19 protein-coding genes are annotated in these 22,238 nt (G+C 52.2%); 9 read left to right on the top strand and 10 right to left on the bottom strand.

Annotation, left to right across the window (positions count from 1 at the left end):
* Positions 1 to 2: 2 nt before the first annotated feature.
* From ACH50O_RS11380 to ACH50O_RS11370, 3 genes are all read right to left on the bottom strand, one after another.
* Complete coding sequence (locus ACH50O_RS11380) at positions 3 to 1,274, bottom strand: MdtA/MuxA family multidrug efflux RND transporter periplasmic adaptor subunit (RefSeq protein WP_446807912.1); 1,272 nt, start codon at positions 1,272 to 1,274, stop codon at positions 3 to 5.
* A complete protein-coding gene (locus tag ACH50O_RS11375; RefSeq protein ID WP_446807911.1) occupies positions 1,271 to 1,930 on the bottom strand; it encodes a CerR family C-terminal domain-containing protein in 660 nt (219 codons plus the stop codon). The genes ACH50O_RS11380 and ACH50O_RS11375 overlap by 4 nt, the downstream gene beginning before the upstream one ends.
* A gap of 256 nt (positions 1,931 to 2,186) precedes the next feature.
* The gene (locus ACH50O_RS11370) at positions 2,187 to 3,731 is read right to left on the bottom strand and encodes a PAS domain S-box protein (protein WP_446807910.1); all 1,545 of its coding nucleotides are present in this window, start codon (positions 3,729 to 3,731) and stop codon (positions 2,187 to 2,189) included.
* Positions 3,732 to 4,074: 343 nt separating this feature from the next.
* Here ACH50O_RS11370 and ACH50O_RS11365 point away from each other — a divergent pair, with 343 nt between their 5' ends.
* The 4 genes from ACH50O_RS11365 to ACH50O_RS11350 all read left to right on the top strand — a co-directional run bounded on the left by ACH50O_RS11365 (position 4,075) and on the right by ACH50O_RS11350 (position 8,807).
* Positions 4,075 to 4,458, top strand: a complete 384-nt coding sequence (locus tag ACH50O_RS11365) for a hypothetical protein (RefSeq protein ID WP_446807909.1) — start codon at positions 4,075 to 4,077, stop codon at positions 4,456 to 4,458.
* A gap of 349 nt (positions 4,459 to 4,807) precedes the next feature.
* Positions 4,808 to 5,605, top strand: coding sequence for a hypothetical protein (locus tag ACH50O_RS11360; RefSeq protein ID WP_446807908.1), 798 nt, complete (start codon positions 4,808 to 4,810; stop codon positions 5,603 to 5,605).
* Positions 5,606 to 6,478: 873 nt separating this feature from the next.
* Positions 6,479 to 8,332, top strand: coding sequence for a methanol/ethanol family PQQ-dependent dehydrogenase (locus ACH50O_RS11355; protein WP_446807907.1), 1,854 nt, complete (start codon positions 6,479 to 6,481; stop codon positions 8,330 to 8,332).
* Positions 8,333 to 8,606: 274 nt separating this feature from the next.
* Positions 8,607 to 8,807, top strand: coding sequence for a DDE-type integrase/transposase/recombinase (locus ACH50O_RS11350; RefSeq protein ID WP_446807906.1), 201 nt, complete (start codon positions 8,607 to 8,609; stop codon positions 8,805 to 8,807).
* A gap of 420 nt (positions 8,808 to 9,227) precedes the next feature.
* On the opposite strand, the gene exaC is transcribed toward ACH50O_RS11350, so the two are convergent.
* Both exaC and ACH50O_RS11340 read right to left on the bottom strand, forming a co-directional pair.
* The gene (exaC, locus tag ACH50O_RS11345; RefSeq protein WP_446807905.1) at positions 9,228 to 10,748 is read right to left on the bottom strand and encodes an acetaldehyde dehydrogenase ExaC; all 1,521 of its coding nucleotides are present in this window, start codon (positions 10,746 to 10,748) and stop codon (positions 9,228 to 9,230) included.
* 31 nt (positions 10,749 to 10,779) lie between these two features.
* A complete protein-coding gene (locus ACH50O_RS11340) occupies positions 10,780 to 10,908 on the bottom strand; it encodes a hypothetical protein (protein WP_446807904.1) in 129 nt (42 codons plus the stop codon).
* 1,013 nt (positions 10,909 to 11,921) lie between these two features.
* Between ACH50O_RS11340 and ACH50O_RS11335 the strand changes: the two genes are divergently transcribed.
* Positions 11,922 to 12,647 carry a glutathione S-transferase family protein gene (locus tag ACH50O_RS11335; RefSeq protein WP_446807903.1) on the top strand — a complete coding sequence of 242 codons (726 nt, stop codon included), beginning with the start codon at positions 11,922 to 11,924 and terminating at the stop codon, positions 12,645 to 12,647.
* Here the strand turns inward: ACH50O_RS11335 and ACH50O_RS11330 are convergent.
* Positions 12,644 to 13,564, bottom strand: a complete 921-nt coding sequence (locus tag ACH50O_RS11330; RefSeq protein WP_446807902.1) for a LysR family transcriptional regulator — start codon at positions 13,562 to 13,564, stop codon at positions 12,644 to 12,646. The genes ACH50O_RS11335 and ACH50O_RS11330 overlap by 4 nt on opposite strands.
* A gap of 304 nt (positions 13,565 to 13,868) precedes the next feature.
* Between ACH50O_RS11330 and ACH50O_RS11325 the strand changes: the two genes are divergently transcribed.
* A complete protein-coding gene (locus tag ACH50O_RS11325) occupies positions 13,869 to 14,348 on the top strand; it encodes a tautomerase family protein (protein ID WP_446807901.1) in 480 nt (159 codons plus the stop codon).
* 131 nt (positions 14,349 to 14,479) lie between these two features.
* Positions 14,480 to 15,886, top strand: a complete 1,407-nt coding sequence (locus ACH50O_RS11320) for an NAD-dependent succinate-semialdehyde dehydrogenase (RefSeq protein WP_446807900.1) — start codon at positions 14,480 to 14,482, stop codon at positions 15,884 to 15,886.
* A 101-nt stretch (positions 15,887 to 15,987) separates the two neighbouring features.
* Here the strand turns inward: ACH50O_RS11320 and ACH50O_RS11315 are convergent, their stop codons facing one another.
* Positions 15,988 to 16,908, bottom strand: a complete 921-nt coding sequence (locus tag ACH50O_RS11315) for an NAD(P)-dependent methylenetetrahydromethanopterin dehydrogenase (RefSeq protein ID WP_446807899.1) — start codon at positions 16,906 to 16,908, stop codon at positions 15,988 to 15,990.
* Positions 16,909 to 17,191: 283 nt separating this feature from the next.
* On the opposite strand from ACH50O_RS11315, the gene ACH50O_RS11310 reads away from it, so the two are divergent.
* Complete coding sequence (locus tag ACH50O_RS11310) at positions 17,192 to 17,674, top strand: cupin domain-containing protein (protein WP_446807898.1); 483 nt, start codon at positions 17,192 to 17,194, stop codon at positions 17,672 to 17,674.
* A gap of 107 nt (positions 17,675 to 17,781) precedes the next feature.
* On the opposite strand, the gene ACH50O_RS11305 is transcribed toward ACH50O_RS11310, so the two are convergent.
* Together ACH50O_RS11305 and ACH50O_RS11300 are read right to left on the bottom strand one after the other, a co-directional pair.
* Positions 17,782 to 19,503, bottom strand: coding sequence for a DUF885 domain-containing protein (locus ACH50O_RS11305; RefSeq protein WP_446807897.1), 1,722 nt, complete (start codon positions 19,501 to 19,503; stop codon positions 17,782 to 17,784).
* 374 nt (positions 19,504 to 19,877) lie between these two features.
* Positions 19,878 to 21,335 (bottom strand): MBL fold metallo-hydrolase, encoded by a 1,458-nt coding sequence (locus tag ACH50O_RS11300; RefSeq protein WP_446807896.1) that lies wholly within the window; start codon positions 21,333 to 21,335, stop codon positions 19,878 to 19,880.
* A 187-nt stretch (positions 21,336 to 21,522) separates the two neighbouring features.
* On the opposite strand from ACH50O_RS11300, the gene ACH50O_RS11295 reads away from it, so the two are divergent.
* Entirely contained in the window at positions 21,523 to 21,672 is a 150-nt protein-coding gene (locus ACH50O_RS11295; protein ID WP_446807895.1) for a hypothetical protein, read from the top strand.
* Between the two features lie 11 nt (positions 21,673 to 21,683).
* Here ACH50O_RS11295 and fae read toward each other — a convergent pair whose 3' ends face one another.
* Entirely contained in the window at positions 21,684 to 22,199 is a 516-nt protein-coding gene (gene fae, locus ACH50O_RS11290; RefSeq protein WP_036277122.1) for a formaldehyde-activating enzyme, read from the bottom strand.
* Positions 22,200 to 22,238 lie beyond the last annotated feature (39 nt).

The raw sequence follows: 22,238 nt of genomic DNA, 5'->3' as shown, positions 1-22,238 counted from the left end.
ATTTATCCGCGCCGCCGGCGTTTGCCGGATTCGTCTCCCGGCTTGGGTTGCAATTCCGGTTTGGCGGCGACTGCTTGCCCGTCTTTCTCGGCCACATCCACCACCGCGCCGTCCTTGACCCGGTCTATGCCGGTGAGGATGAGTTGTTCGCCGGGTGCCAGATTATTTTCGATAGCCACTTTTTCGCCTTCGCTGGGACCGGGTTCGACGCGGCGCAAATGGGCAATATTTTCGGCATCGACCACGTACACAAACGCGCCCTGGGTATCGTGCTGCAAGGCGGCGCTGGGTATCTGGGTGACGCCGTGCAAGGTATCCAGGTGCATACGCACATTAACGAATTGATTGGCGAACAGGGTTTGCTCCAGATTGTCGAATTGCGCTTTCAGTTTGATGGTGCCGGTGGTCGGGTCGATTTGATTGTCCAGCGCGGTAAGCTTACCTTCGGCCAGTTTCAACTTGCCGCCTCTGTCGTAGGCTTCCACTGTAATATTTTGGCCGTTGCGATAGCGTTTAACCACTTCCGGCAATTGGTCTTCCGCCAAGGTGAACACCACGCTGATCGGCTGCAACTGGGTGATTACTACCAGACCGTTGGCGTCGTTGGCGTGCACGATGTTGCCCTGGTCGATCTGCCGCAGGCCGGCCCGGCCGGAAATCGGTGCGGTCAACTTGGCGTAGCCGAGTTGCAGCTTGGCGCTATCGACCATGGCTTGATCCATTTCCACGTTGCCTTGATATTGCTTGACTTGCGACGCCTGGGTAACGGTTTGCTGGGCGGCGATGGAATCCTGAGCCAGCAGGGTTTCATAGCGGGCATGATCCAGTTCGGCGTTTTTCAACAAGGCTTGATCCCTGGTTAACTGGCCTTGGGCCTGTTGCAATTGCACCTGGAACGGCCGTGGGTCGATTTCGGCCAGCAAATCGCCGGCCTTGACCATCTGTCCCTCGCTGAACGCCACTTTTACCAATTCGCCGTCTACCCGGGGTTTGACGGTGACGGTGCGCAACGCGGTGACGGTGCCGAGCGCATTCAGATAAACCGGAAAATCGCCGCTGCCGGCAGACTGAATGGCGACGACGGCGGGGGCGTCTTGTTGCTCGAAAAAACGCCGGCCCTTGCCGCCGCCGCGTTCGGCCTTAGTATCCGGCGCGGCTTCGCTATGGTGAAAATAGAGTCCGGCGCCGGCCAGACTCACGGCGAGGATGGCGCCGGTCCATAGCCAGGGCCGGCGCTTGCTCGACGAGGATAAATCGGAGTTTTGTTGATTCATGCTTGGATGCGTTTAGGTAAAGTTTGCGAACGGATGGCGCGGATGCCGGCCAGCGAAAAGTCCACCACATGCTCGGCAAAAGCACCGACGTCACTCAGATCGCTGGCAAGGGCGCGCTGCGGCCGGGCATGTTGCATCTGTTTCAGACGCAGCAATTGAAAACATTGGCCCATGATACTGGCGTGACAATATTGCAATTGTTGTTCGCTGGCGTCCTGGCCCAGGCACTCGCGTAGCAAGCCGAACATTTGCTGACGTTGCGGGTTGATTTCCTTTTCCAGAATGTCGGCCAGCAAGCGTGTCGGCTGCGCCATTTCCTTGTGAATGATGGCAAACGAATACGAGTTGTCATCCGCCACCCGGCGGATCATCGATTTGATGCGTCCGGCCAGACGTTGCTCGGCGGACGCTTGCCGCGATACGCCGCCGTCGGGAGGGTGCTGGCCAAGCTCATGATTGAACGCGTGCCGCCAAGCTTCCAGATACAGGGTTTGCTTGTCGCCGAAATGATAGTTTACCGCGGCGATATTGGCCTGGGCCTGCTCGCAAATCTCGGCGATGGTCGCGTCTTGATAGCCTTTCTCGGCAAAAATACGGCTGGCGGCGGTCAACAGCCGGGCGCGAGTTTTCTCCGACTTGGTTTTAAGGTCAGGCATGCGTTTGGCTTGAATGGTGTGATTTGGAAATTGAAATTGACGATTCAAATACGCATTTGACTCAGCAATCGACATGCCAGATTTTATAGTATTGTTTTTCAAGAGGATTGGATACGAGCGGTGCATTATATTGCTTGTAATTCAGCAGCGGGTGGTTTCGGAGTGTTGCGTTCTGGACAGTGATTGTTTCGTTTGGTTTCCAGCTTAACCATTTTTTACACTGATTCTACCCCGCCGCAATACGCCGGTGCTTGGGTTATGAGCGCAATAACTCGCAATCGACAATTAGCAGCGATACGTCGTCCCGGGCTTTGTCGGCATCGACAAAGTCGATAAACGCTTTATAGATGTCGGCCGATTTATCCCGGTTTTTGACCTGATTTTTAAACAGTTCCAGCACGCGTCTTTGTCCAAAAATTTCGCCGTCGGCATTTTGCGCATCGGTCAAACCATCGGAGTATGAAAACAGGCGTTGGGGATATTGAGCATCCCATTGCCATTCCCGCGTGTTTGCATTGAAATCGTCCGGCGGCACGACGCCTAAAGCCGGATGCTCGCCGCCGACCTGCGTCGCATTGGCGGATTCAGCAGTAAATAATGCGATGGGCGGCATGCCGCCGTTCCAGATTTCGATGCTTCGATGATTCGGGTTTATGCGCAAGATGGTGGCGGAAACGAAGCGGCCGCGCGGCATTCTTTCGAACAGCATCCGGTTTAGATTGGCGGCGATAGCTCCTACCATGTGGCCGGAACGCGCCAAAGCGTAAAACAGATCTCCCAGCGGCAATAGCGGCAAGGCGGCGACCAGCCCGTGGCCCATCGAGTCGGCGTGCAACACGTAAGTGTGCCCGTAACAGGAGGCATGAAGTAATAAATCGCCGGAGAAATAGCGTTTGCCGGGCAAGTTTTCGCCGCGCCAGATAGTCAGGCCGGATTTGTCGGTTTTCTCGGCTTTCCAAAGGCGCTGCAACAGATCGCTGGCCAGCTTTTGTTCGAAATCGTAGGCGGCCTCGGCTTGCTTGCGCTGGGTAATGTCGCGGATTATGCCGGTGAATATATGCTCGCCGTCGACTTCCATTTCGCTGATGGTCAATTCAACCGGAAATATCGAACCGTCCTTGCGCTTGCCAGCGGCCTCCCGGCCGATGCCGATCACTTTTTTCACGCCTGTTCTCAGATAATTATTGATATGCGCATCGTGCTGCTCGGCATGGGGGGCGGGCATCAACATCCCGATGTTCTTGCCCATTACCTCGATAGGCATATAGCCGAACAGCGTCACCGCCGCCGGGTTAAATGCCTGAATCAAGCCTTTTGCATTAATCAGCACCGCGCCATCGACAATGGTCTCGAACAATGCGCGAAACCGGTTGTCTTTGCTCAGCAAATCGGCGGCTTTACGCTCGGAAATATCCCGGATGATTTTCGCCGCGCCGATAATATTACCTTGCGGACACCTTATCGGCGAGACGCTGATAGAGGCCGGAAACTCGTCTGCATTCTTCCGCAGCCGAGTCGTCTCGTAGTGTTGAATTTGATCGCCCTGCAGAATTCTGGCAAGAATCATCTTTTCCTCGCTAAGCCGGTGTTTGGGGATTAGCTTGGTAATCGGCTGGCCCAGGATTTCTTGTTCGGTATAGCTGAACATCCGCTCGGCCGCCGGGTTCCAACTGGCGACCATGCCGTTCAAATCCTTGCCGATAATGGCATCGTCGGAGGATTCGATCACCGCTCGATACCAGTTTTCAATGTTTTGCCGCGCGGCATTGGCTTGGCCGCTATTTGGCGCGCCGTTTTCCATGAATACGACCTCTAGTTTCCAATTCTTGAGACTATGTTCCGAGGAACATGCGGATTTTAAAAAGAAGCTTCTGATGAGCTAAGGTGTAAGGTTAGACGGTATTGCCATAAACGTCCCTCATTACGAATGCCATTTTTACGATGCGCATTTTTCCACGCCGGTCTGAGTTATTTGTCATGGAACCGTGGCCGCTCGAATTTTCGAATTTTTAAGGTAATACTCCACAGACAACTATCGAGCGGCGCCTGCGGACTGCCACCGGTCCGTTGTGACGAGCAACATTTCTAAAGCAAGCTTTTAAAACTTAAATTAAGATGCCGCGACCATTTAACCGGGGATAAATATGAATAAAACCGAGGCTGTATTGAGTAAGGGCCAGCCGCTGTTCGAAGACAATGCCTATATATTGCTGTGGACGAAATTTTTGGGGCTGAGCCTGCTGGCTTTGACCTCTTATTATGTTTACGTCAAACAAAAGCAGCGATTGATTAAACTCAATAGCAAAGAAAAAACCTATCTGATGAGCATCAGCTACTACCTGACTCACGACTATGGGCTTAGCCCGCGGGCGGTATTGGACGGTACCAGCCTGTTTAGGGATTTCTCGGCGGTTATCGCCGATAGGGGCGGCGAATCCTGGAAAAACTTTTTCGCGGAAAGTGCCAAGGATAAAGCGAGAACTTATGCCTTGCGCGGATCGCGCAAGGATAAAAAAGCCAAAGTTTGAAGCCGGCGAAGTCCGATTAACGTCGCGTAATCGGACTTCGAGGCTATGATCCAAGATACTGCTTGGCGTATTTGTCCTTGGTCGTCGCCAGCGCTTAAAGCCATTCGGAACCGGCATAAGCCATGCCGATCACAAAACTATTGTGGCGTTGCGAGTTTTGATGGTAAAGATGTCGAAACTATCTACCGAGTTTGAGGCCGGCTTAACGCCAACTTCTTAGCCCGTATTCTGGCAAAATCCTATAGACAGTGCTTGTCGCACTGAATACGACGGTTCGCGAAAGCCTGTAACCCCGGCCTTGCGTAATAGAGACAGCTTTTACATTCTAACCAGCCTGGAGGGCTCTGCTATGTGGAACGAAAACTCGCCTTGGCCGAGCGATATGCTTGGTTATTACAAGAAAATCAAACTGAAGGCGGCGGGAACTCCGGTGACGATTTCGGTGAACCGCTACCGCAACAATGATCCCTCATCGCATCCTTCGGCCGAACAGGCCGGCACGCAGGATGCGATAAAGCTTAAGGATGCGCTGCTGAGCCTGAACATGAGCAATGTGTTGAGCCGTGCCGGCGGCGCTAACAATTACGTCAACGTGTTTACCGGCAAGGGCTCGCCCGAAGCCATTGGCGCTGTGCTGTCGACTCTGGCCGACTACGAAGAAAAATTCGTGAAAAAGTTCGGCGGCTTGAGTTACGAGAATAACTATGCCCTAAAGCTGACGGCAGACCTGCTTGGAGACTCTTCCCTAAGTTGGCAGGACACCTTGCAGGCAATCTGCGACGAGTTCATCGGCCTCGATTGCAACGGCTTCGTCGGCAATTGGCTGCTGAAATGCGATTCCAGCCTTAAGCTGAACGAACAAAGCGGGCCGGGCACGGTAAGGGGAAAAGGGAAAGTTAAGCGGATGCACCTTAAAGACATTGAAGAATGGGATGTCGCGATCTGGCCGGGTAATATCCACATCGCCGCCATCGAGCGGCCGGGTTCGTCCGATTCGAAATTCTGGATGTGCCAGTCCGCGGGCGACGGACCGTCGAATCAGGAATATGTATTGACGGAATCGGCGCCCGGCATTTTCACCAAAACCGGCGGTGCTAATCCCAAGTCCGAAGTCGGCGGCAATGTCGAGATCTATTCGCTGTGGTAATACATTCATCAAAGTAAATCGGCGTTTAGCAGGCGGATGAAAAAACCGGACATATTTTCTTATCCTCGGCTGCGGTGATATTTTGTTGAAATCGATCTTGAAAATCGAGTTTCAACGGTTTTATTTCTGCTTCAAAGCCATTATCCGTCTGAAGCCGTCCCGGACGGTGTTCGGGTGCACGTCATCCTGGGTGGGCGAACTCCGCGCCGGTTTTGGCATGAACACCGGTAAGTTGAGCAACCGCGTTAGGTTGTACTCTAATACGCCTTAAACGACTGGCTTAAGAAACGCGCACTCAACAACACCTCCGGTGGTGCGCATTAATCGTACTTTGTGCCGGCAGCGAATGGTAGCTTTTGACGTGGCGAATTGTTGCAATTAGCCGGTCCAAGGTCTTCAAAATCTGGCTGGGTTTTGATCGGAATACACACCTCCCAAAAAAACGGCATTGATATGTTCCCGGTTTCGTGCTGTCGGGAATGACTGTATTTGTGTCATCTCCGTGATCATTATTCTTAATAAAATAGGGAAAACCTATTATTCCATAGAAAATCGATATTTTTCTAATCCCATAAATAGGTGTTTTATATGCACACCCCTTATAGAGCCATTTGATTAGCCTATGAAATTAGCAAAATTAATTGGGGTGGATCCTGAGTCGACCGGTTTGGAGTCATTGAATAGCGCAATATCGAAAAGTATGCGCCGACAGTTGTCGAAAACCTGACCGGTAAAACACGTTTCGTAGCATCTTTAACCCATTCAACTAACTATGTTTTGATTTTGTAATTAACCATTCTCGTACTTCACGAACCAGTCTTTACAACGATAAAACAAACTCTGTCAATTCGGCAGATTACCTGGAGGTACCCTATGAATAAGCCTAAAAAAAACTGGCTGCTCGCGTCGACTGTTGCTGCAATTATTGCGGCGCCCACTGTAACTAGGGCTAACAGCGAACTAGAAATGCTCCAAAAAAACCCTGGCAACTGGGCATCTTGGGGTGGCGATTACTCCGGCACACGCTATAGCAAACTTTCTCAAATCAATACTTCAAACGTTAAAGACCTGCAACCAGCTTGGTCTTTTTCCACCGGCGTTTTGCGTGGTCATGAAGGCGGCCCTTTAGTTATTAACGGCGTGGTGTATATTCATACGCCGTTCCCAAACACCGTTTACGCCATCGATCAAAAAACAAAGGCCATTATATGGGAGTTCACCCCAAGCCAAGACGCCGACGCTACCGTTCCGGTTATGTGCTGCGATACCGTCAACCGTGGTTTGGCTTATGGCGACGGCAAAATTTTCCTGCAACAAGCCGATACTGTTCTGACTGCATTGGATGCCAAAACCGGTAAAAGAGTATGGAGCGTGCAAAACGGCGATCCAAGATTAGGCATGACCAGCACCAATGCACCTTTAGTGGTTAAAGACAAAGTTATAACCGGTATCGGCGGTGGTGAATTTGGGGTGCGCGGTTTTCTGGCTGCTTACAATATCCGCACCGGCCAATTGGAGTGGAAAGGATACAGTATGGGTCCGGACAAAGACACCTTGTTGAAACCCGGTAAATCCACCACCTGGCAAGATGGTAAAGTCACTCCCGTTGGCCCTGATTCAGGCACCAGCACCTGGAAAGGCGACCAATGGAAAATCGGCGGCGGCACCACCTGGGGCTGGTACTCTTATGATCCAAAATTGAACCTGGTCTATTACGGTTCAGGCAACCCATCTACTTGGAACCCGTTACAGCGTCCGGGCGACAACAAATGGTCCATGTCATTGTGGGCTCGCAACGCCGACACCGGTGAAGTTAAATGGGTTTACCAAGTAACTCCCCACGATGAGTGGGACTACGACAGCATCAACGAATCCGTTCTGGTTGACCAAGAAATTAACGGAAAAATGCGTAAAACCATGGTTCACTTCGACCGCAACGGTTTCGGCTATACGCTGGACCGTGAAAGCGGTGAATTACTGGTTGCCGAAAAATTCGACAAAGCCGTGAACTGGGCTTCCCACGTGGACATGAAATCCGGCCGTCCTATTGTTGTTCCTGAGTTCAGCCCTGAATTCCATGGTGAGGACGTTACCACTGTCGGTATTTGCCCCGCAGTATTAGGCGTGAAAAATCAACAACCTGTTTCTTATTCGCCAGAAACCGGTCTGTTCTACATCTCAGGCAACCACATTTGCATGAACTATGAACCATTTGAAGTTTCTTACACCGCAGGTCAACCCTATGTTGGCTCCACCGTGAGTATGATGCCTCCTGGCGTCGACGTTCTGACCGGTAAAAAGGACGATTCCACAAACTTGGGCCAATTTACCGCTTTTGACGCCAAAACCGGCAAAATCGCTTGGTCTAACAAAGAGCAATTCTCTGTTTGGTCAGGTTCGGTTGCTACCGCCGGCGGCGTCGTATTCTACGGCACACTGGAAGGTTACCTGAAAGCGGTTGATGCCAAAACCGGTAAAGAATTGTACAAATTCAAAACCCCGTCAGGCATCATCGGTAACGTTAATACCTGGGAATATGAAGGTAAACAGTATGTTGGCGTTCTGTCGGGTATAGGCGGCTGGGCCGGTATCGGTATCGCAGCCGGTCTGGATGACGGTACATCCGCTACCAATTCGGAAGGTCTGGGTGCGGTTGGCGCATACAGAAGCCTAAGCTCCTACACCAAATTGGGCGGGGCTTTTACTGTGTTTGCTCTGCCTAATTAAGGCTTTGCCGGCACCCCGCGATAGTAGCCGGATATTTGAGCAGACCGAAAACATGATGAGTTTTCCTGACGCCCATTCTCCGAAAGATGCCATCCTTTACGCCGTTTACGTTTAGTTTCGTCACGGCGTATTTTACCGGGGTCTTGAAGATATTTTGGAAGAGCGCGGCGTCGAGATCGACCGCTCCACACTCAATCGTTAGGTCATTCGGTAGTCATCAATGAATGCCGAGGCCGCAATGAAAAAGAAACAGCCAACGCCGGGATCCTGACGGATGGATGCACCTAAAGGTCAATGGCTATATCTTTACCGTGCCATTGATAAATTTGGCGATACGATTGATTTCATGCTGTCAGAACACCGGGATGACGAGACGGCCTCCTGGTTTTTCAAGCAAGCCTTCGACAACAATGGCTTGTCGAATCGTGTAGTCATCGACCAGGGCGGTTCCAGCGAAGCGGGGCTAAATAAATGAGTATTTTGTTGCTTCTGGAGGGCCGGGGCTATCTTATCGAAACTCCGCAGATCAAATATTTGATCTGCGGATCGAACAGGGACTTCGGCTCATCAAGATGTTTGCTCAGTCCGATGCTCTGATTCCAAGCATTTTATTCGGCTGAAGCAACCTTGGCGGGCATCGAAAGGGTGTACATGGTCCGTAAAGCACGCCTGCCACAAGCAAGAATTCCGGCTTACATGCAATTTATGGCGTTAGCCGGATGACTGTGCCCGGCAGAAGGCCTGCTTTTGGGGTCTTGAAAATTTGCGACAGACACCCACACCTCCCGGTATGAATGCGTATCGATTTTGGACATGGCCTTTAGTCGGTTAGCAAAAGGCCATTGTTAGCACTTCGGCTGTCGGTATGCACACCCAAACACACCTGCCAAGCGAATCAAAAAAATCCCAGCGGATTAATGTTGTAACTCACTAGCATGTTTTTGGTTTGCTGATAGTGATCCAGCATCATTTTGTGGTTTTCACGGCCGACACCGGATTTTTTATAGCCGCCGAACGCCGCATGGGCTGGATAGTGGTGATAACAATTTACCCAGACGCGTCCGGCTTGTATGCCTCGGCCCATGCGATATGCGCGGTTGTTATCGCGGGTCCAGACGCCTGCGCCCAAGCCAAAATCCGTATCGTTGGCAATCGCCAGGGCTTCGGCTTCATCTTTAAAGGTGGTGACCGAAATCACGGGACCGAAAATTTCTTCTTGAAAAATGCGCATGGAGTTATTGCCCTTCAATATGGTCGGCTCAATATAAAACCCTTCGGCGTATCCGCCGCCAACCTCAGCAATTTCACCGCCGATCAAGATTTCCGCGCCCTCTGCCCGGCCTATTTGCACATAGCTTAAGATTTTATCTAATTGCTGTTTAGAGGCTTGCGCGCCCACCATGGTCTCCGTGTCGAGCGGGTTGCCACGTTTGATTTGTTTGGTCCGCTCAATGATTTTGGCGATGAATTTTTCGTAGATGGATTCCTGTATCAACAGCCGCGAGGGGCAACTGCAGACTTCGCCCTGATTGAAAAACGCCAAAATGGCCCCTTCTATACATTTGCTGATATACGCATCTTCTTGATCCAAAATATCCTCAAAAAAGATGTTAGGCGACTTGCCGCCCAATTCCACGGTGGAAGGAATGATGTTTTCCGCCGCGCATTTTAAAATATGCGAACCCACCGGTGTTGAACCGGTGAAGGCGATCTTGGCGATGCGGGTGCTGGTGGCTAACGCCTCGCCGGCTTCTCTGCCATAACCGTTGACGATGTTGATCACGCCTGCCGGCAATAAATCGCCGATAATTTCCATCAGCACCAGAATGGATGCCGGCGTTTGTTCGGCGGGTTTCATCACTACGCAGTTACCGGTTGCTAAGGCCGGGGCTAATTTCCAGCAAGCCATTAACAGCGGGAAATTCCAGGGAATAATTTGCCCAACCACGCCGAGCGGTTCATGGAAGTGATAAGCCACCGTGTGTTCGTCAATCTCGCCTATAGTCCCTTCCTGGGCGCGGATACAGCCGGCAAAATAGCGAAAATGATCAACAGCCAACGGTACGTCCGCCGCCAAGGTCTCCCGAACCGCTTTGCCATTGTCCCAGGCTTCGGCAATAGCCAATTTTTCCAGATGGGTTTCGATACGGTCGGCGATTTTTAATAAGATATTAGAACGCGTCATCACTGAGGTCTTACCCCAGGCATCTTTGGCCGCATGAGCGGCATCCAGCGCCAACTCTACGTCTTCGGCGCTTGAGCGGGGAATTTCACAAAATACCTTGCCGTTGACCGGGCTTACATTTTCAAAATATTGACCTTTAACCGGCGCCAGCCATTGTCCACCGATGTAATTACCATAACGCGTTTTAAAGTTAACGTGACTACCTGTTTGATTGGGTTCGATATACAGCATGTTGTTTTCCTATTTTATTGTTATCCTAATTCTAGGTGGTGTAACCCACTTCGTTTGAATTGCTCGGGTCGATAACTACACGATTCGGCAAGCCAATGTTGTCGATTGCTTGTTTGAAAAACCGGCTGGCCGTCTCGTCATCCCGATATTCTGACAGCATGAAATCAATCGTATCGCCAAACTTATCAATGGCACGGTAAAGATATAGCCCTGGAATAGAGGTCTCATCCAGCCGTCAGGATCCCGCCGTTGGCCGTTTCTTTGGTCTTCATGGAAACTGATCATGCTTTCGGTTTGCTCAAATTCCGGGTGTTGTCGCGGGAGGTAGGCAAAGTCTGCGACAAAACTAAAAAACTCCGGCTCATCCTCATCGATTTACCGGAGTGTGAGTTATGTTAGTCTTAACAAGGTCGGCAACCGTAACAAAATCCGTTGTTACTGATTCCGGAAAGAGCATAGGCCAAAGAGGCAGCCTATCTATAACTTCTGCGATCCAACGCTGAAATCAAAATGAGTAGGGAGCCTTTAAGGTTCGGCGTGGCGTTTTTCAAAAGTTTCCAAATTGGTCGGATTAGGATTCAGTGCAATTGATTTTGTCGATTTCATAGGTTTCTCAAATATTTCTATTAGGGAGTGTGCATATAAAATACCTATTTATAGTGATAGTAAAATATCGATTTTCTATGAAATAATAGGTTTTTCCTATCTAATTAAGATGGCTGTCATCGACATGCAACAAATGCGGGAATTTCCGGTGGCGTGAAATCGGAAGCATATCGATGCCGTATTTTGGATTTCTGTCGGTTGCGGCTGGGCAATGTCGGAAAAGCTAGCCGTACCTTGCAATCACCCCCAAATCAGCAATCAGCGCAATTCTCAACCGGAATTAAATGCAATTGACGGTCGTTGCAAACGGCATTTTTACAACTGAACCGCAATCGTTGCCTTACGTTGTCATATACCGTCCCGGCGCACTTGGCGCAAACTTCATCTGGCGATTGATGGAAGCCATCAAGTTTTGGCATGTGAACTCGCTACGCCGGAAGTGGACGGGTTTATCGGAATCACCACCGTTTCGTACCCGGATAGTGGATAGGTTTCAAAACGGAAGCAGTAGGCTATTATTCGCGCGGCATCCGCAGCCAAATGCTGCCGAATATGACGAGAGAGCAGATGATCACCTTGCACCAGTTTCCCCGAGCCTGGAATATTCCCAACCCCAGCCAGTTTTGCGCCAAGCTGGAAACCTATCTGCGCATGGCCGGCATCGAATATCGGATTGTTGAAACCTTGCCGATTTCCGCGCCCTTCGGCAAGTTGCCTTTCATAGAACACAATGGTCAAAAGCTTGCCGATAGCCGGGTAATTATTCGCTATCTGCAACAGCATTACGGCGATAGCCTGGATGGGTATTTGTCGGCCGAGCAAAACGCCCAGGCTCTGGCTTGGCAACGTTTGTTGGAAGAACATTTGTATTGGGTGTGCATGTATAGCCGCTGGCAATACGGAGCGGAGAATTGGCGAATCAATAAGCAGGCGATTTTTCAAGGTCTGCCGCAACCCTTGGCGGATATGGTGGCCGGCATCTATCGGCTGCGGATTCGCGGGCAAATGCGCGGTCACGGCATTGGCAGGCTACCTGCCGCGGACATTTTCGAATTGGGCCGGCGCGATGTGGCGGCGCTGTCCGCCGCGCTTCGCGGTCAGGCTTTTTTCTTGGGCGAGCGGCCCAGCAGCGTCGATGCGTCGGCCTACGGTGTCTTGATCAATTTATTGGCCTGTCCGGTTAGCTCGCCGGTCAAGGATTATGCGTTAACCCAATCCGAGCTGGTCGAATACTGCCGGCGCATCCAACTGCGCTACTTTCCCGAACTGGGTGAACCGACGTTTGGCGCTTAATGGTCCAGAGCAGCGCAGGCGGTGCGGATTTCAGCACGTAGCCAGCAATTGGCGGGATCCTGGTCTTGTAGCGGATGCCAGACCATGACCGTGTCGTAATGCGGTAAATCCAGCGGCAAGGGCACCAATTGCAAGGGTAGGGTTTGAGCGAATTGCTCGGCGGTACGCTTGGGAAAGGCCATGACCATATCCGTTTGCGCCACGATCAGCGATGCTGACAGAAAATGCGAAACAGTCAGTGCCACGCGCCGCTCGCGGCCGTGTTCCGCCAACCAGCTGTCAACTTGCCCGGTACTGGCGCCGGTTCTGGACACCAGAATATGCGGTAGGTCTATATAGTCTTCCAGCGTCAAAGCCGCATTCACCCGCGGGTGGCCGATGCGCGCCACGCAGACCATGTAATCGTCGAATAAGCTTTCGCAGTGTAAATGCTTGGGTGGATTCAACATCACTTCAAAACCCAGTATCAGATCTATCTCGCCTTGCTCCAGCGCGTTAAGCGGAAAACGGCTACTGGTACGTTTGAAATGAATGTCCACGCCCGGCGCCTGTTGGGCAATACGCGGCGCCAATATCGGCAGGAGCAGAGCTTCCACGTAATCCGTCGCCGCAATGCTAAAAGAGCGCCGACAAGTGGCGGGATCGAACGGCGCCGGCGCCCGAATCAAGCCTTCCACATCTTTGAGTACCGCCGCTACCGGCGCCACCAACGACAGCGCGCGTAGCGTCGGCGTCATACCCGCCGGGGTTTTCACCAGCAACGGATCTTCCAATTGATGCCGCAAGCGTTGCAGCACGTGACTCATTGCCGATTGGCTAATGAACATTTTTTCCGCCGCCCTCGACACGTTGCGTTCCTTCATCAGCAGATCGAAGGCGATCAATAGATTCAAATCAAACGTTCTTAAGTCGGCCATAGCTGGGATTCCGGAATGTAAACGCGGGCTATGTTACCGAAATGCCGGGGGCGTTTGGCATCAATTATTTTCATAGGCGCATGAATACAAAGCATTTTACCGTTTCCCGTCTCGGGCATAAATTTATCGCCGACGCAGCCGCCGACGCTTAGTTTCCCCCCAAGGAATTTGCAGCTCAGCGCGGTGGCGCGTCACCTCACTCTCAATCATGCATCAAGCCTCAGTTTTTGGCGGAGACCTGATTGAGTAAAACAAGGTGATTAATAGGATCACCAAAACATACTCATATACCAGGAGAATCATCATGCCTTTGTGGAAAGTCTATCATCCCAGCGGAGCCTTCAGCGCGGAAGACAAACAGGAACTGGCCGAACAAATCACTAACGTTTATGCGGGCGTACCCATCCCAAGATTTTACGCCGTCGTCATTTTCGAAGAAGTGGCTAAAGGTAATTGTTTTGTCGGTGGCGTACGTAATGACAAGTTTGTTCGTTTCAAAATCGACCAAATCGCCCGGACATTGCCGGGCCCCGTCATACGCGAATGGTGGATGCGAACGCTTGACGAAGTCATTGCGCCTTTTGTGAAAGAGCGCGGATTCGATTGGGAAATTTCAATTGACGAAACCCCATTTGATCTTTGGTCGCTACAAGGCGAATTGCCCCCACCCTTCGAATCGATAGCCGAAAAACGTTGGGTTGCGGAAAACAAGGCTAGTCCTTACACCTACCAAGAAAAACTACCCGCAGGTCACTTTTTACTGACTCCAGGCGTAACGGGTTAGTTAATAAGAGTGCCCCGTTCATGGTGAACCGGGCACCTTTTCCACAATCGTCGATATTCGTTAGTGATCGCGCTATCGGTGGGGCTTTATGCATCTTAGCAAGGCGGTATCGACTAAAAAGAGATAGAAATATGGCTTATCAATCCATCAATCCTTCATCCGGCGAATTACTAGCTTCTTATCCTGAACTATCCGATTCGGATCTTGAGCTTGCCATTGCGAAAGCCGATCATGCCTATCGGAAGGAGTGGCGCAATTGTTCGGTCGATGAACGCGCTAAGATTATGACGAAAGCAGCATCTATTCTGCTGGAAAGGAAAGAAGAGTACGCTCAATACTTGACGTTAGAAATGGGTAAGCTCATTGGCGAAGCGTACGCAGAAGTAGACATTACCGCAGGGATACTCCAGTACTACGCCAAAAATGCGAAAGAGTATCTTGCACCGAAAACCTTGCCTGAAGCGCCGACCGCCCATGTATCGATTGAACCGCTAGGCGCGATTCTGGGCATAGAACCCTGGAATTTCCCTTATTATCAAGTTGCGCGCGTTGCTGGCCCGCAATTGATGGCCGGCAACGTATTATTGCTGAAACATGCGGAAAACGTCCCGCGGTCGGCACTGGCCTTAGCCAGGCTATTCGAAGACGCCGGCGCACCGGCCGGTGTGTACACTAATTTATTCGCGACTATAGAACAAATCGGCCGCGTTATCGACGATCCGCGGGTGCGCGGCGTCACGATCACCGGCAGCGAAACCGCCGGCGCCGCAGTTGCAGGACGTGCCGGCCGGGCGCTGAAAAAAGTCGTGGCGGAAATGGGTGGGAGTGACCCGCTGTTGGTACTGGAAGATGCACCGCTCGAATCCACTCTGGATAGCGCTTTGTTCGGCCGCATGTTCAACTGCGGCCAATGTTGCGTCGGCTCGAAACGCCTTATCGTGGTGGGCCGGGCACGCGGTCAGGCGTTTTTGGAGGGTTTTGTCGAACGCATGTCGTCTTTGCGCGCCGGCGATCCGCTGAATCCGGCAACGACCCTGGCGCCGCTATCCTCGGAAAAAGCGTTGAAGCGGCTGCTCGAGCAGATTGCTCAAGCCCAAGCAGGCGGTGGCAAAATCGTATCAGGAGGTCAAAGAATCGATAGGCCCGGCTACTTTCTGGAGCCTACTGTCATCACCGAAATAGACGCAAATAATCCGATCTATCAACAAGAATTGTTTGGCCCGGTCGCCGCTTTATATGTGGTCGACAGCGAGGCGCAAGCGATTGCCTTGGCCAACGCCACATCGTACGGCCTTGGCGCTTCTATTTTTACCGCCGACGTCGAGCGCGGCCGCGCGCTTGCGGCGCAAATTGAAAGCGGTATGGTTTTTATCAATCAGCCGGCCTGGACCGCCCCGGAACTGCCGTTTGGCGGTATTAAAAACTCAGGCTTTGGCCGCGAGTTATCGGAGCGTGGTTTTTACGAATTTGTAAACGAAAAATTAATTAATATTGCACCGCCCGGCGCGGCGCCCTGGGGCCCGGTCGCTCTCGGCTAGGGAAAAAGCGGCGGCGCTTGGTTTAGCAGTATTTTACGCAGCTTTGCGACCGGCGAACCTCTGCCGGTCAGGGTAAGCGGCCAAATATTTGAACCGACGATTTAAATCGATTTTTCCGGCTTGGCCGCTTGCTGTTTCAATACGGACAGCGCAAATTCATAAGCTTCGGGAAAATCGATTAAGGCCGCGGTATTGTTTTTTTGGATTTGCTCATACAAACCAAACTGGGTTTTATATTTCAAATTGCCGATAGCCATCGGGCCTATGCTCAAAAAACGGGTGCCGGATACTTCAGCGACAACGCCAAGGTCGTTAAGCCCGATACCGGCCACTCCGCTAGGTGGCACCGCATTGGTATCGGCGGCAAGGATCAGGTTGGCGGCATGCTCCAAGGAATTCTCCAAAATGCGCACCCCGGCTCTTACTGCACTAATAATGATTTCGGCTTCCCGGACCACTACGTCTTTTTCGTCGTTAGTCTGTGCGGACACCCATTCGACTTGAGCGTTGTAGCGTTCGCAAAAGCGTTGCGCCGATCTTTCGTCGTCGTCGGCAACCAGTTGGCACAGTTTTACCTTCGCCCCCTGTTGCGTCGCCAAGATAGCCGTGCAAAGACCGACCGGCCCGGTGCCGAATATGGCCACTTTCTTTCCCGACAAGCCTTGGCCGGTCTTGTCGTTAAGAACCTGCTCGATTAAGGCGACAATACTTGCGGACGTGGTGTAAGCACCATTCGGATCGGCGAATACGCCGACTTTGAAAGGCCCCACCATCGCGTTTTTGGCGTTCTGAAACATGTCGGTCGCCATATGCACATCGCGTCCGCCGATGAAAATGCCGGTGTCGTTAAAGCGATTGGGCGGGCGGCAAAAAATGGCATCTTGAACCATAGCCGAGACTTGCTTAGGTTCGACTTTGGTAAACGGCACCACCATATCGAAGCCGGCATCGGCGGCAATGGTGACATCGAATGGACTGATGTTTTCGCTTGGTGTTAAAAAATACAGGATTCTTTTGGTCATGGTCGATTAGTCCGGGTTAATTTTAAAGGCCGTTTTAATATAGTAGAAAGCGGACTATTTACTGCGTGCTCTTAAAAAACTTGTTATGCGCGTCAAGTAAGCCGCCAACCAAATTAGGGCTGCCGGCGGTTCTGTGAGCGTCATCCGCTGCCTTGGCTCGGCGTCTCGGTAATTGACGCGATTGCTTATGTGCCGGGGATTGCGGCTTGGATTGCGATTAGTCCATCATATCGGCACAATAGCGCTTAAACAATTTACTAACGGCATAGAAAACGGAGGCCGGATGAGAATTTATTTGATAGCTTTAATAATTGTATCCTGCGCAAATTCTGTATTAGCTCAGGATAAGATCGATCGTATGCGTGCCCAGACCATGGAATCGTTTACGCCGGATACGGTTAAGTGGGCTGCCGAACCGATACTTCCCAAGGGTGCTCAAAGCGTGGTTTTGGTGGGGGACCCGAATAAGGCGGGAGTGTTTATCGCTTGGCTGAAATTTCCACCCAATTATCCAATTCCACCACACATACATCCTTTCACAGAGGTTATTACCGTCCTGCGCGGCAAGCTGGGAAATGGCATCGGGGAGACCTTTGACACCAAGAAGGGGGAGATACTTAAAACAGGTTCCAGCTTTGCGTTACCCGCCGGCCACACGCATTATGTCTGGACCACCGACGAGGAAACAATCGTCGAGCTCATTGCTACCGGACCATGGGGTATTACTTATACCAATCCCGCCGATGATCCACGCAGGCAGAAATAGCGCTTGAGTAATTGGCGAGATAATGGATACCGCCGAGTGCGATTATCGGCTGTTTTGTGCAAAAACCCCAACATCGCGCATTCCTATCCGCCGCTCTCGATAGCTTATTAAAGATCATATCCGCTATCGCCTCCCAACATAGCCTTCCGAATCATCGGAATCGGCGGCGCGCCATAGGACAGAAAGCTATCGTGGAAGGATTTCCAGGCCGCCCTGCCGCCACGGCTGGCGCTCCAGTCGTCCCGCAGTTTGCGGATCATTAGTTTACCCAAGGTGTAATTCAGATAGCCCGGATCGAAGGTGCCGCGCGCGGCTTGTTGCTTGGCGGTACCCTGGTCGCGAAACGCCTGTTCCCGGAACATTTTTTCCGACGCTTCCACGGTCATGCCTTGGGTGTGCAAACCAATTGCCGACAGGAAACGCACGTCGCGGAGCAGGGCATTCAACAATTGGCCGATATGGGTTTGCGCGTCGCCCGCGTTCAAACCGGCATCCCACATCAGCTCCTCGGCATAATGCGCCCAGCCTTCGGAGAACGCGTAACTGCTGAACAATTGCCCCAGTTTTGACGCAGTGCGGTCGGCGTGCAAATGCTGCAGGAAATGCCCAGGCCACACTTCATGAGCGGAGATAAATAGCAGATTGGCCTTGCTGGGCACATAGGCGGCCTGCTCGGCCGCGCTCCAGGCCGGATCGGGCGGTGCCACATAATAGATGGACGGCAGTGCATGTTCGTAAGGACCGGGGATGTCGATGTAAGCGGAATTCCAGCGTTTGAACGGCGGCGTTTCGGCTACCGCCGCTTCCTCCTGGCCTGGAATCGACAGCAGGTTTTTTTCGGTTAAAAACGCCTTCAACAGCACCAGTTGCCGACCCGCTTCGGCGACCGCGCCATCTGCGGGTTTTTGCGCTTCCACTTTGGCGACGCAGTCTGGCAGCGACGCTTCCGGGGCATACTGGTTACATGCTTCTTTCAGCGCGGCCAGATTGCGCTCCAGATCGGCGCGGCCCATTTTCTCGAGAGTCTCCAGCGGCACATCGACGCCTTCGCTGACCTTAAGCATGGTTTGGAAACCGGCGGCGCCCAGCGCAAAATCGTCGTTGGCGCTGCCGCGCTGCTGTTCCAACCAGTCGGCTAGCTCGCGCATCGCTTTGGCTGCGGCCGGCGCTACTGTATTGAGTTGCTGTTGCAGTTGCGGATTGTCTACCGCGGCAAACGTCGCCTTGGCATCGGTTTCGTAAAAGGTCGCTAGACCGGTGAATATAGTCTTGCCGACGTCGATAAAGCTGCGCGGCAAAGGCGGTTTTAAATTGGCGCGGATTTGCGCGGTGGCCTTGGGGATGCTCGCGGCGTAGTTTATGAAGGCTTGCAGGCGCTGTGCGAGCGGTGCATAAGGGCGCGTCAGATAAAAATTGGGATCCAGGGCCTGCGAATAAAACAGTGGATTTTTCGCGGGCGACTTGGCCGATTGCAGCCAGAATAATTCTTCGTCGATTACCGCCAACAGTTGCTTTTGCTCGAAGCGTTCCGATTCTTTCAGCGATGTATCGCGATAGCGGGCGGCTAATTCGCGCTGCGATTTTAGCCATTGGCTTTGCCGGGCTAAACCGGCCGCACTCCAATCCGGTAGCTTGCCGTCGAATTCATGCCGGCCGGCGTTGGCGGCGAAGCTGGGATGGAGTTCAAAGTAATGTTCGACGAACTGGCCGACGAATCCATCCCAGTTTGGTACCGCCTTGGTGGCGGCAAGTGCTTGCTCGAAACACAGCAACAGTATGACGATTGAGAGGATGGCCCTTGAGCCGTGGAAATCTGTGGTGCGTAGCATGGTAGCCCCTTTTTCCGCATGATGACGCTTCATCATATAGCAAGGTAATGGTCAGTCAATCAGTAGGATTAGCTTGGTCTCCGATGCGCGCAAAAACCATTCGGGCGAGCCTCTGAGCCGTGCGTTGGTAAATCCCAATCCTTCAGAGGTGCTGGCGAAGCGTTCAGCGGCGTTCACGGGTGCTAGTACCTTATCGCTGAACCGTATATGGATGCCCCAGCGGCAATGCGGGGCACGGTGAAACGGTGTGGCGGTGTCTCCAATTGTTTGGCCGCTGCGTGCATGCTGCTTGGGAATATCACCGGGCGTTTTTTGGGCGCGGATAAATCGGGATCGAGGCATAAGCATTGCGCTACTGCCTCGATCCTTATGCCTTATCGAGAAGCCTTGGTAATGCCGATTGCGTTCCGCAAATCAGCCAATGTCACCACACCCGGACCATGTAATGCTGCGATTTGTCCAACATCCAGTTTCAGCTTCTGAATGTTTTCGTATAAGTTCAGCGAATAAGGATTGACTGTCTTTGGCGCCGGCGCATTGGCTGCCAGCGGCGTGTAAGCATCGGCTTCGACCAGGATTTTTTCTTTTGGCAAATACACCGCGACAAAGGCGTCGTTGTGGCTGTTACCGCTCAAGGCATGAATCTCGATGTTGCGTTTACCGTCGGATAACACCTGTTTGCCGGCAAAGCTGGTGAAGCTGGCGGCTTTTTTGGATTTCTCCAACCGATCGGGATTGATGCTATGTGGATTGGCCCAGATTTTTTCGTAATACGCCTGATTCGGTTGATGGGTGACGATGGTGGCGCCGGCATCGACAAAGGTGCGCAAGCCGCCGCTATGGTCGAAGTGGGCGTGAGTATTGATTAAATATTTGATCGGTTTGTTGGGAATGATTTCCTGCAATTTGGCGATCAAGGCCTGCGAGCGCTCTTCGTTCAATGGCGCTTCGACCAGTACGATATGGTTCACTTGCTCGATAGCCACGCTATGGTGGGTGCCGCCGGTCAGGTAATAAACGCCGTCCGCCAGTTTGTTGGCAGCAACCGTCACCGCTGCCGGTTTTAGCGCTTCGGCGGGCGCGGCAATCTCCACGGCCGGATTGGCTTTTACCGCCGTGACATTCAAATCCAGCACCGGAAAACCGCCTTGCGTGCGCACGATATGTCCGGGAAACTGACCGCCATCGAAGGCTTTGTAATCGCTATAGCGGGTTTCGACCAAGGTGTCGCCTAGTACCGGATTGTCTATCCAGGTTTTTACCGATTCCAGCTGATGTTTGGCATTGATGGTGCCGACATAGCGGTACTTGCTACCGACATTAAACGATACTTCGCTGCCGTTGGCGATGTCCTTGGTTTCGGCATGATTGGCCAATGCTGCCTTGAAAAAGCCGTGCGGGGTGGCCCAGATTTCGGCGGCGCGTTCTTCCACTGCGGCCGGTTGCGCGGTCGCCGCCGCATTACCGGTAGTGGCCACATTCCAGGCGTTATTGCCGCTGATGTATTGATCGACTTTTTGTTCGACCGGTGCCGGGCGGTTGCGGCCGGGTTCCACCACTTGCAAACGGGCGATTTGCACCCTGGCGCTGGCGGTGTCGTAATTAATGTCGGCGGTATAGGCTTTGACGTCAAACGGCGGCCAGGGTAGATCGGGATTGGGCGCTTGGCCGAACTGGTACCAGCGGCCGATGCCGGTGAATTCCAGGGATTTGATATTGGCCGCACCGGCGGCGTCGCTGGCCTGCTGCAAGCCGTTCTGATGCAGGGAACTGCAGCCCGCGCCGGTCAACGCTATGGCTAAAGCAAGCGTGTTGGGTATCGATCTACGCATGAAACCTCCTGGGGTTATGTAGAGGGTTAATATAAAAAGTATGTAATGAGTTCTGTGTTCAGCAAGACACATACCAGACCGGTTAAGGGCGGCTGAAATAGCTGGAAGTACCGTCGCTGCTGGCCTGCCGGAGATTCTGGCTTACTGCCGTTCGAGTTGAGGTAAGGGGTATGCTGGATACTCAGCAATGGCTGTTGCTGGGATGCCTCCCAATAGCCACTTGTTGCGGATCATGCGCAATCAATCGGTGGCGCTTATTTCGGTGCGGTATCGAAGCGTTAAAAAGCCTTCCTTGGCCTTGGATGCCCAAATCCGTGTGGGCATGGTTGGTGACTAAATCGGAAACGCTTAGACGTTGTTGGTTGCAAACGGATGTTTGGCGTCTTTTTTCGCGGCGATTACTTCTTGAGCCGTTGGGAAACCCGCTACCGCGCGCGCAATCGCCTCCTTAGTGGCTTTGTAGTTGTATTCTTCGATTTTGGCGTCGTCTTCCGCCAGCCAGTGGATGAATACGCCTACGGAAATAAACAAATCGTCGGCTTCGTCGGCGGGGATGATGCCTTCTTCCACCGATTCCGCTACCGCAATGGCTACCGCGCGTTGCGCCGGTCCAAAAATTTGCACGGCTTGTTTTGAGCCTTTGATGGTAACTTTATTGAATAAAATCGTTGCGGGTTTAACCAGCAAATTAGGCGCTACCACCGCCAATAAGGTGGAAAAGCCGTCTTTGTTATTAGTTAACGCATTCGCAAAAGCGGTTTCCGCCGCTGAGCCGCGCGGTCCAATGATTAAATCGATATGCGCGATTTCATTGCCTTCGCCGACTAAAGATTCGCCAACCCGCAAATTGGTAATTTTTGCCATTTTATATAGTCCCTTTTCTACAAAATAATAATGAATGTT

The organism is Methylomonas sp. 2BW1-5-20, from assembly GCF_052474515.1.
This window is presented reverse-complemented; position numbering and strand designations above follow the sequence as displayed.

Bases quoted from the DNA above. Each gene is read 5' to 3' on its own strand.
- ACH50O_RS11380 (WP_446807912.1), bottom strand. From the start codon at position 1,274: ATGAATCAACAAAACTCCGATTTATCCTCGTCGAGCAAGCGCCGGCCC.
- ACH50O_RS11375 (WP_446807911.1), bottom strand. From the start codon at position 1,930: ATGCCTGACCTTAAAACCAAGTCGGAGAAAACTCGCGCCCGGCTGTTG.
- ACH50O_RS11370 (WP_446807910.1), bottom strand. From the start codon at position 3,731: ATGGAAAACGGCGCGCCAAATAGCGGCCAAGCCAATGCCGCGCGGCAA.
- ACH50O_RS11365 (WP_446807909.1), top strand. From the start codon at position 4,075: ATGAATAAAACCGAGGCTGTATTGAGTAAGGGCCAGCCGCTGTTCGAA.
- ACH50O_RS11360 (WP_446807908.1), top strand. From the start codon at position 4,808: ATGTGGAACGAAAACTCGCCTTGGCCGAGCGATATGCTTGGTTATTAC.
- ACH50O_RS11355 (WP_446807907.1), top strand. From the start codon at position 6,479: ATGAATAAGCCTAAAAAAAACTGGCTGCTCGCGTCGACTGTTGCTGCA.
- ACH50O_RS11350 (WP_446807906.1), top strand. From the start codon at position 8,607: ATGGATGCACCTAAAGGTCAATGGCTATATCTTTACCGTGCCATTGAT.
- exaC (WP_446807905.1), bottom strand. From the start codon at position 10,748: ATGCTGTATATCGAACCCAATCAAACAGGTAGTCACGTTAACTTTAAA.
- ACH50O_RS11340 (WP_446807904.1), bottom strand. From the start codon at position 10,908: ATGCTGTCAGAATATCGGGATGACGAGACGGCCAGCCGGTTTTTCAAA.
- ACH50O_RS11335 (WP_446807903.1), top strand. From the start codon at position 11,922: ATGATCACCTTGCACCAGTTTCCCCGAGCCTGGAATATTCCCAACCCC.
- ACH50O_RS11330 (WP_446807902.1), bottom strand. From the start codon at position 13,564: ATGGCCGACTTAAGAACGTTTGATTTGAATCTATTGATCGCCTTCGAT.
- ACH50O_RS11325 (WP_446807901.1), top strand. From the start codon at position 13,869: ATGCCTTTGTGGAAAGTCTATCATCCCAGCGGAGCCTTCAGCGCGGAA.
- ACH50O_RS11320 (WP_446807900.1), top strand. From the start codon at position 14,480: ATGGCTTATCAATCCATCAATCCTTCATCCGGCGAATTACTAGCTTCT.
- ACH50O_RS11315 (WP_446807899.1), bottom strand. From the start codon at position 16,908: ATGACCAAAAGAATCCTGTATTTTTTAACACCAAGCGAAAACATCAGT.
- ACH50O_RS11310 (WP_446807898.1), top strand. From the start codon at position 17,192: ATGAGAATTTATTTGATAGCTTTAATAATTGTATCCTGCGCAAATTCT.
- ACH50O_RS11305 (WP_446807897.1), bottom strand. From the start codon at position 19,503: ATGCTACGCACCACAGATTTCCACGGCTCAAGGGCCATCCTCTCAATC.
- ACH50O_RS11300 (WP_446807896.1), bottom strand. From the start codon at position 21,335: ATGCGTAGATCGATACCCAACACGCTTGCTTTAGCCATAGCGTTGACC.
- ACH50O_RS11295 (WP_446807895.1), top strand. From the start codon at position 21,523: ATGGCTGTTGCTGGGATGCCTCCCAATAGCCACTTGTTGCGGATCATG.
- fae (WP_036277122.1), bottom strand. From the start codon at position 22,199: ATGGCAAAAATTACCAATTTGCGGGTTGGCGAATCTTTAGTCGGCGAA.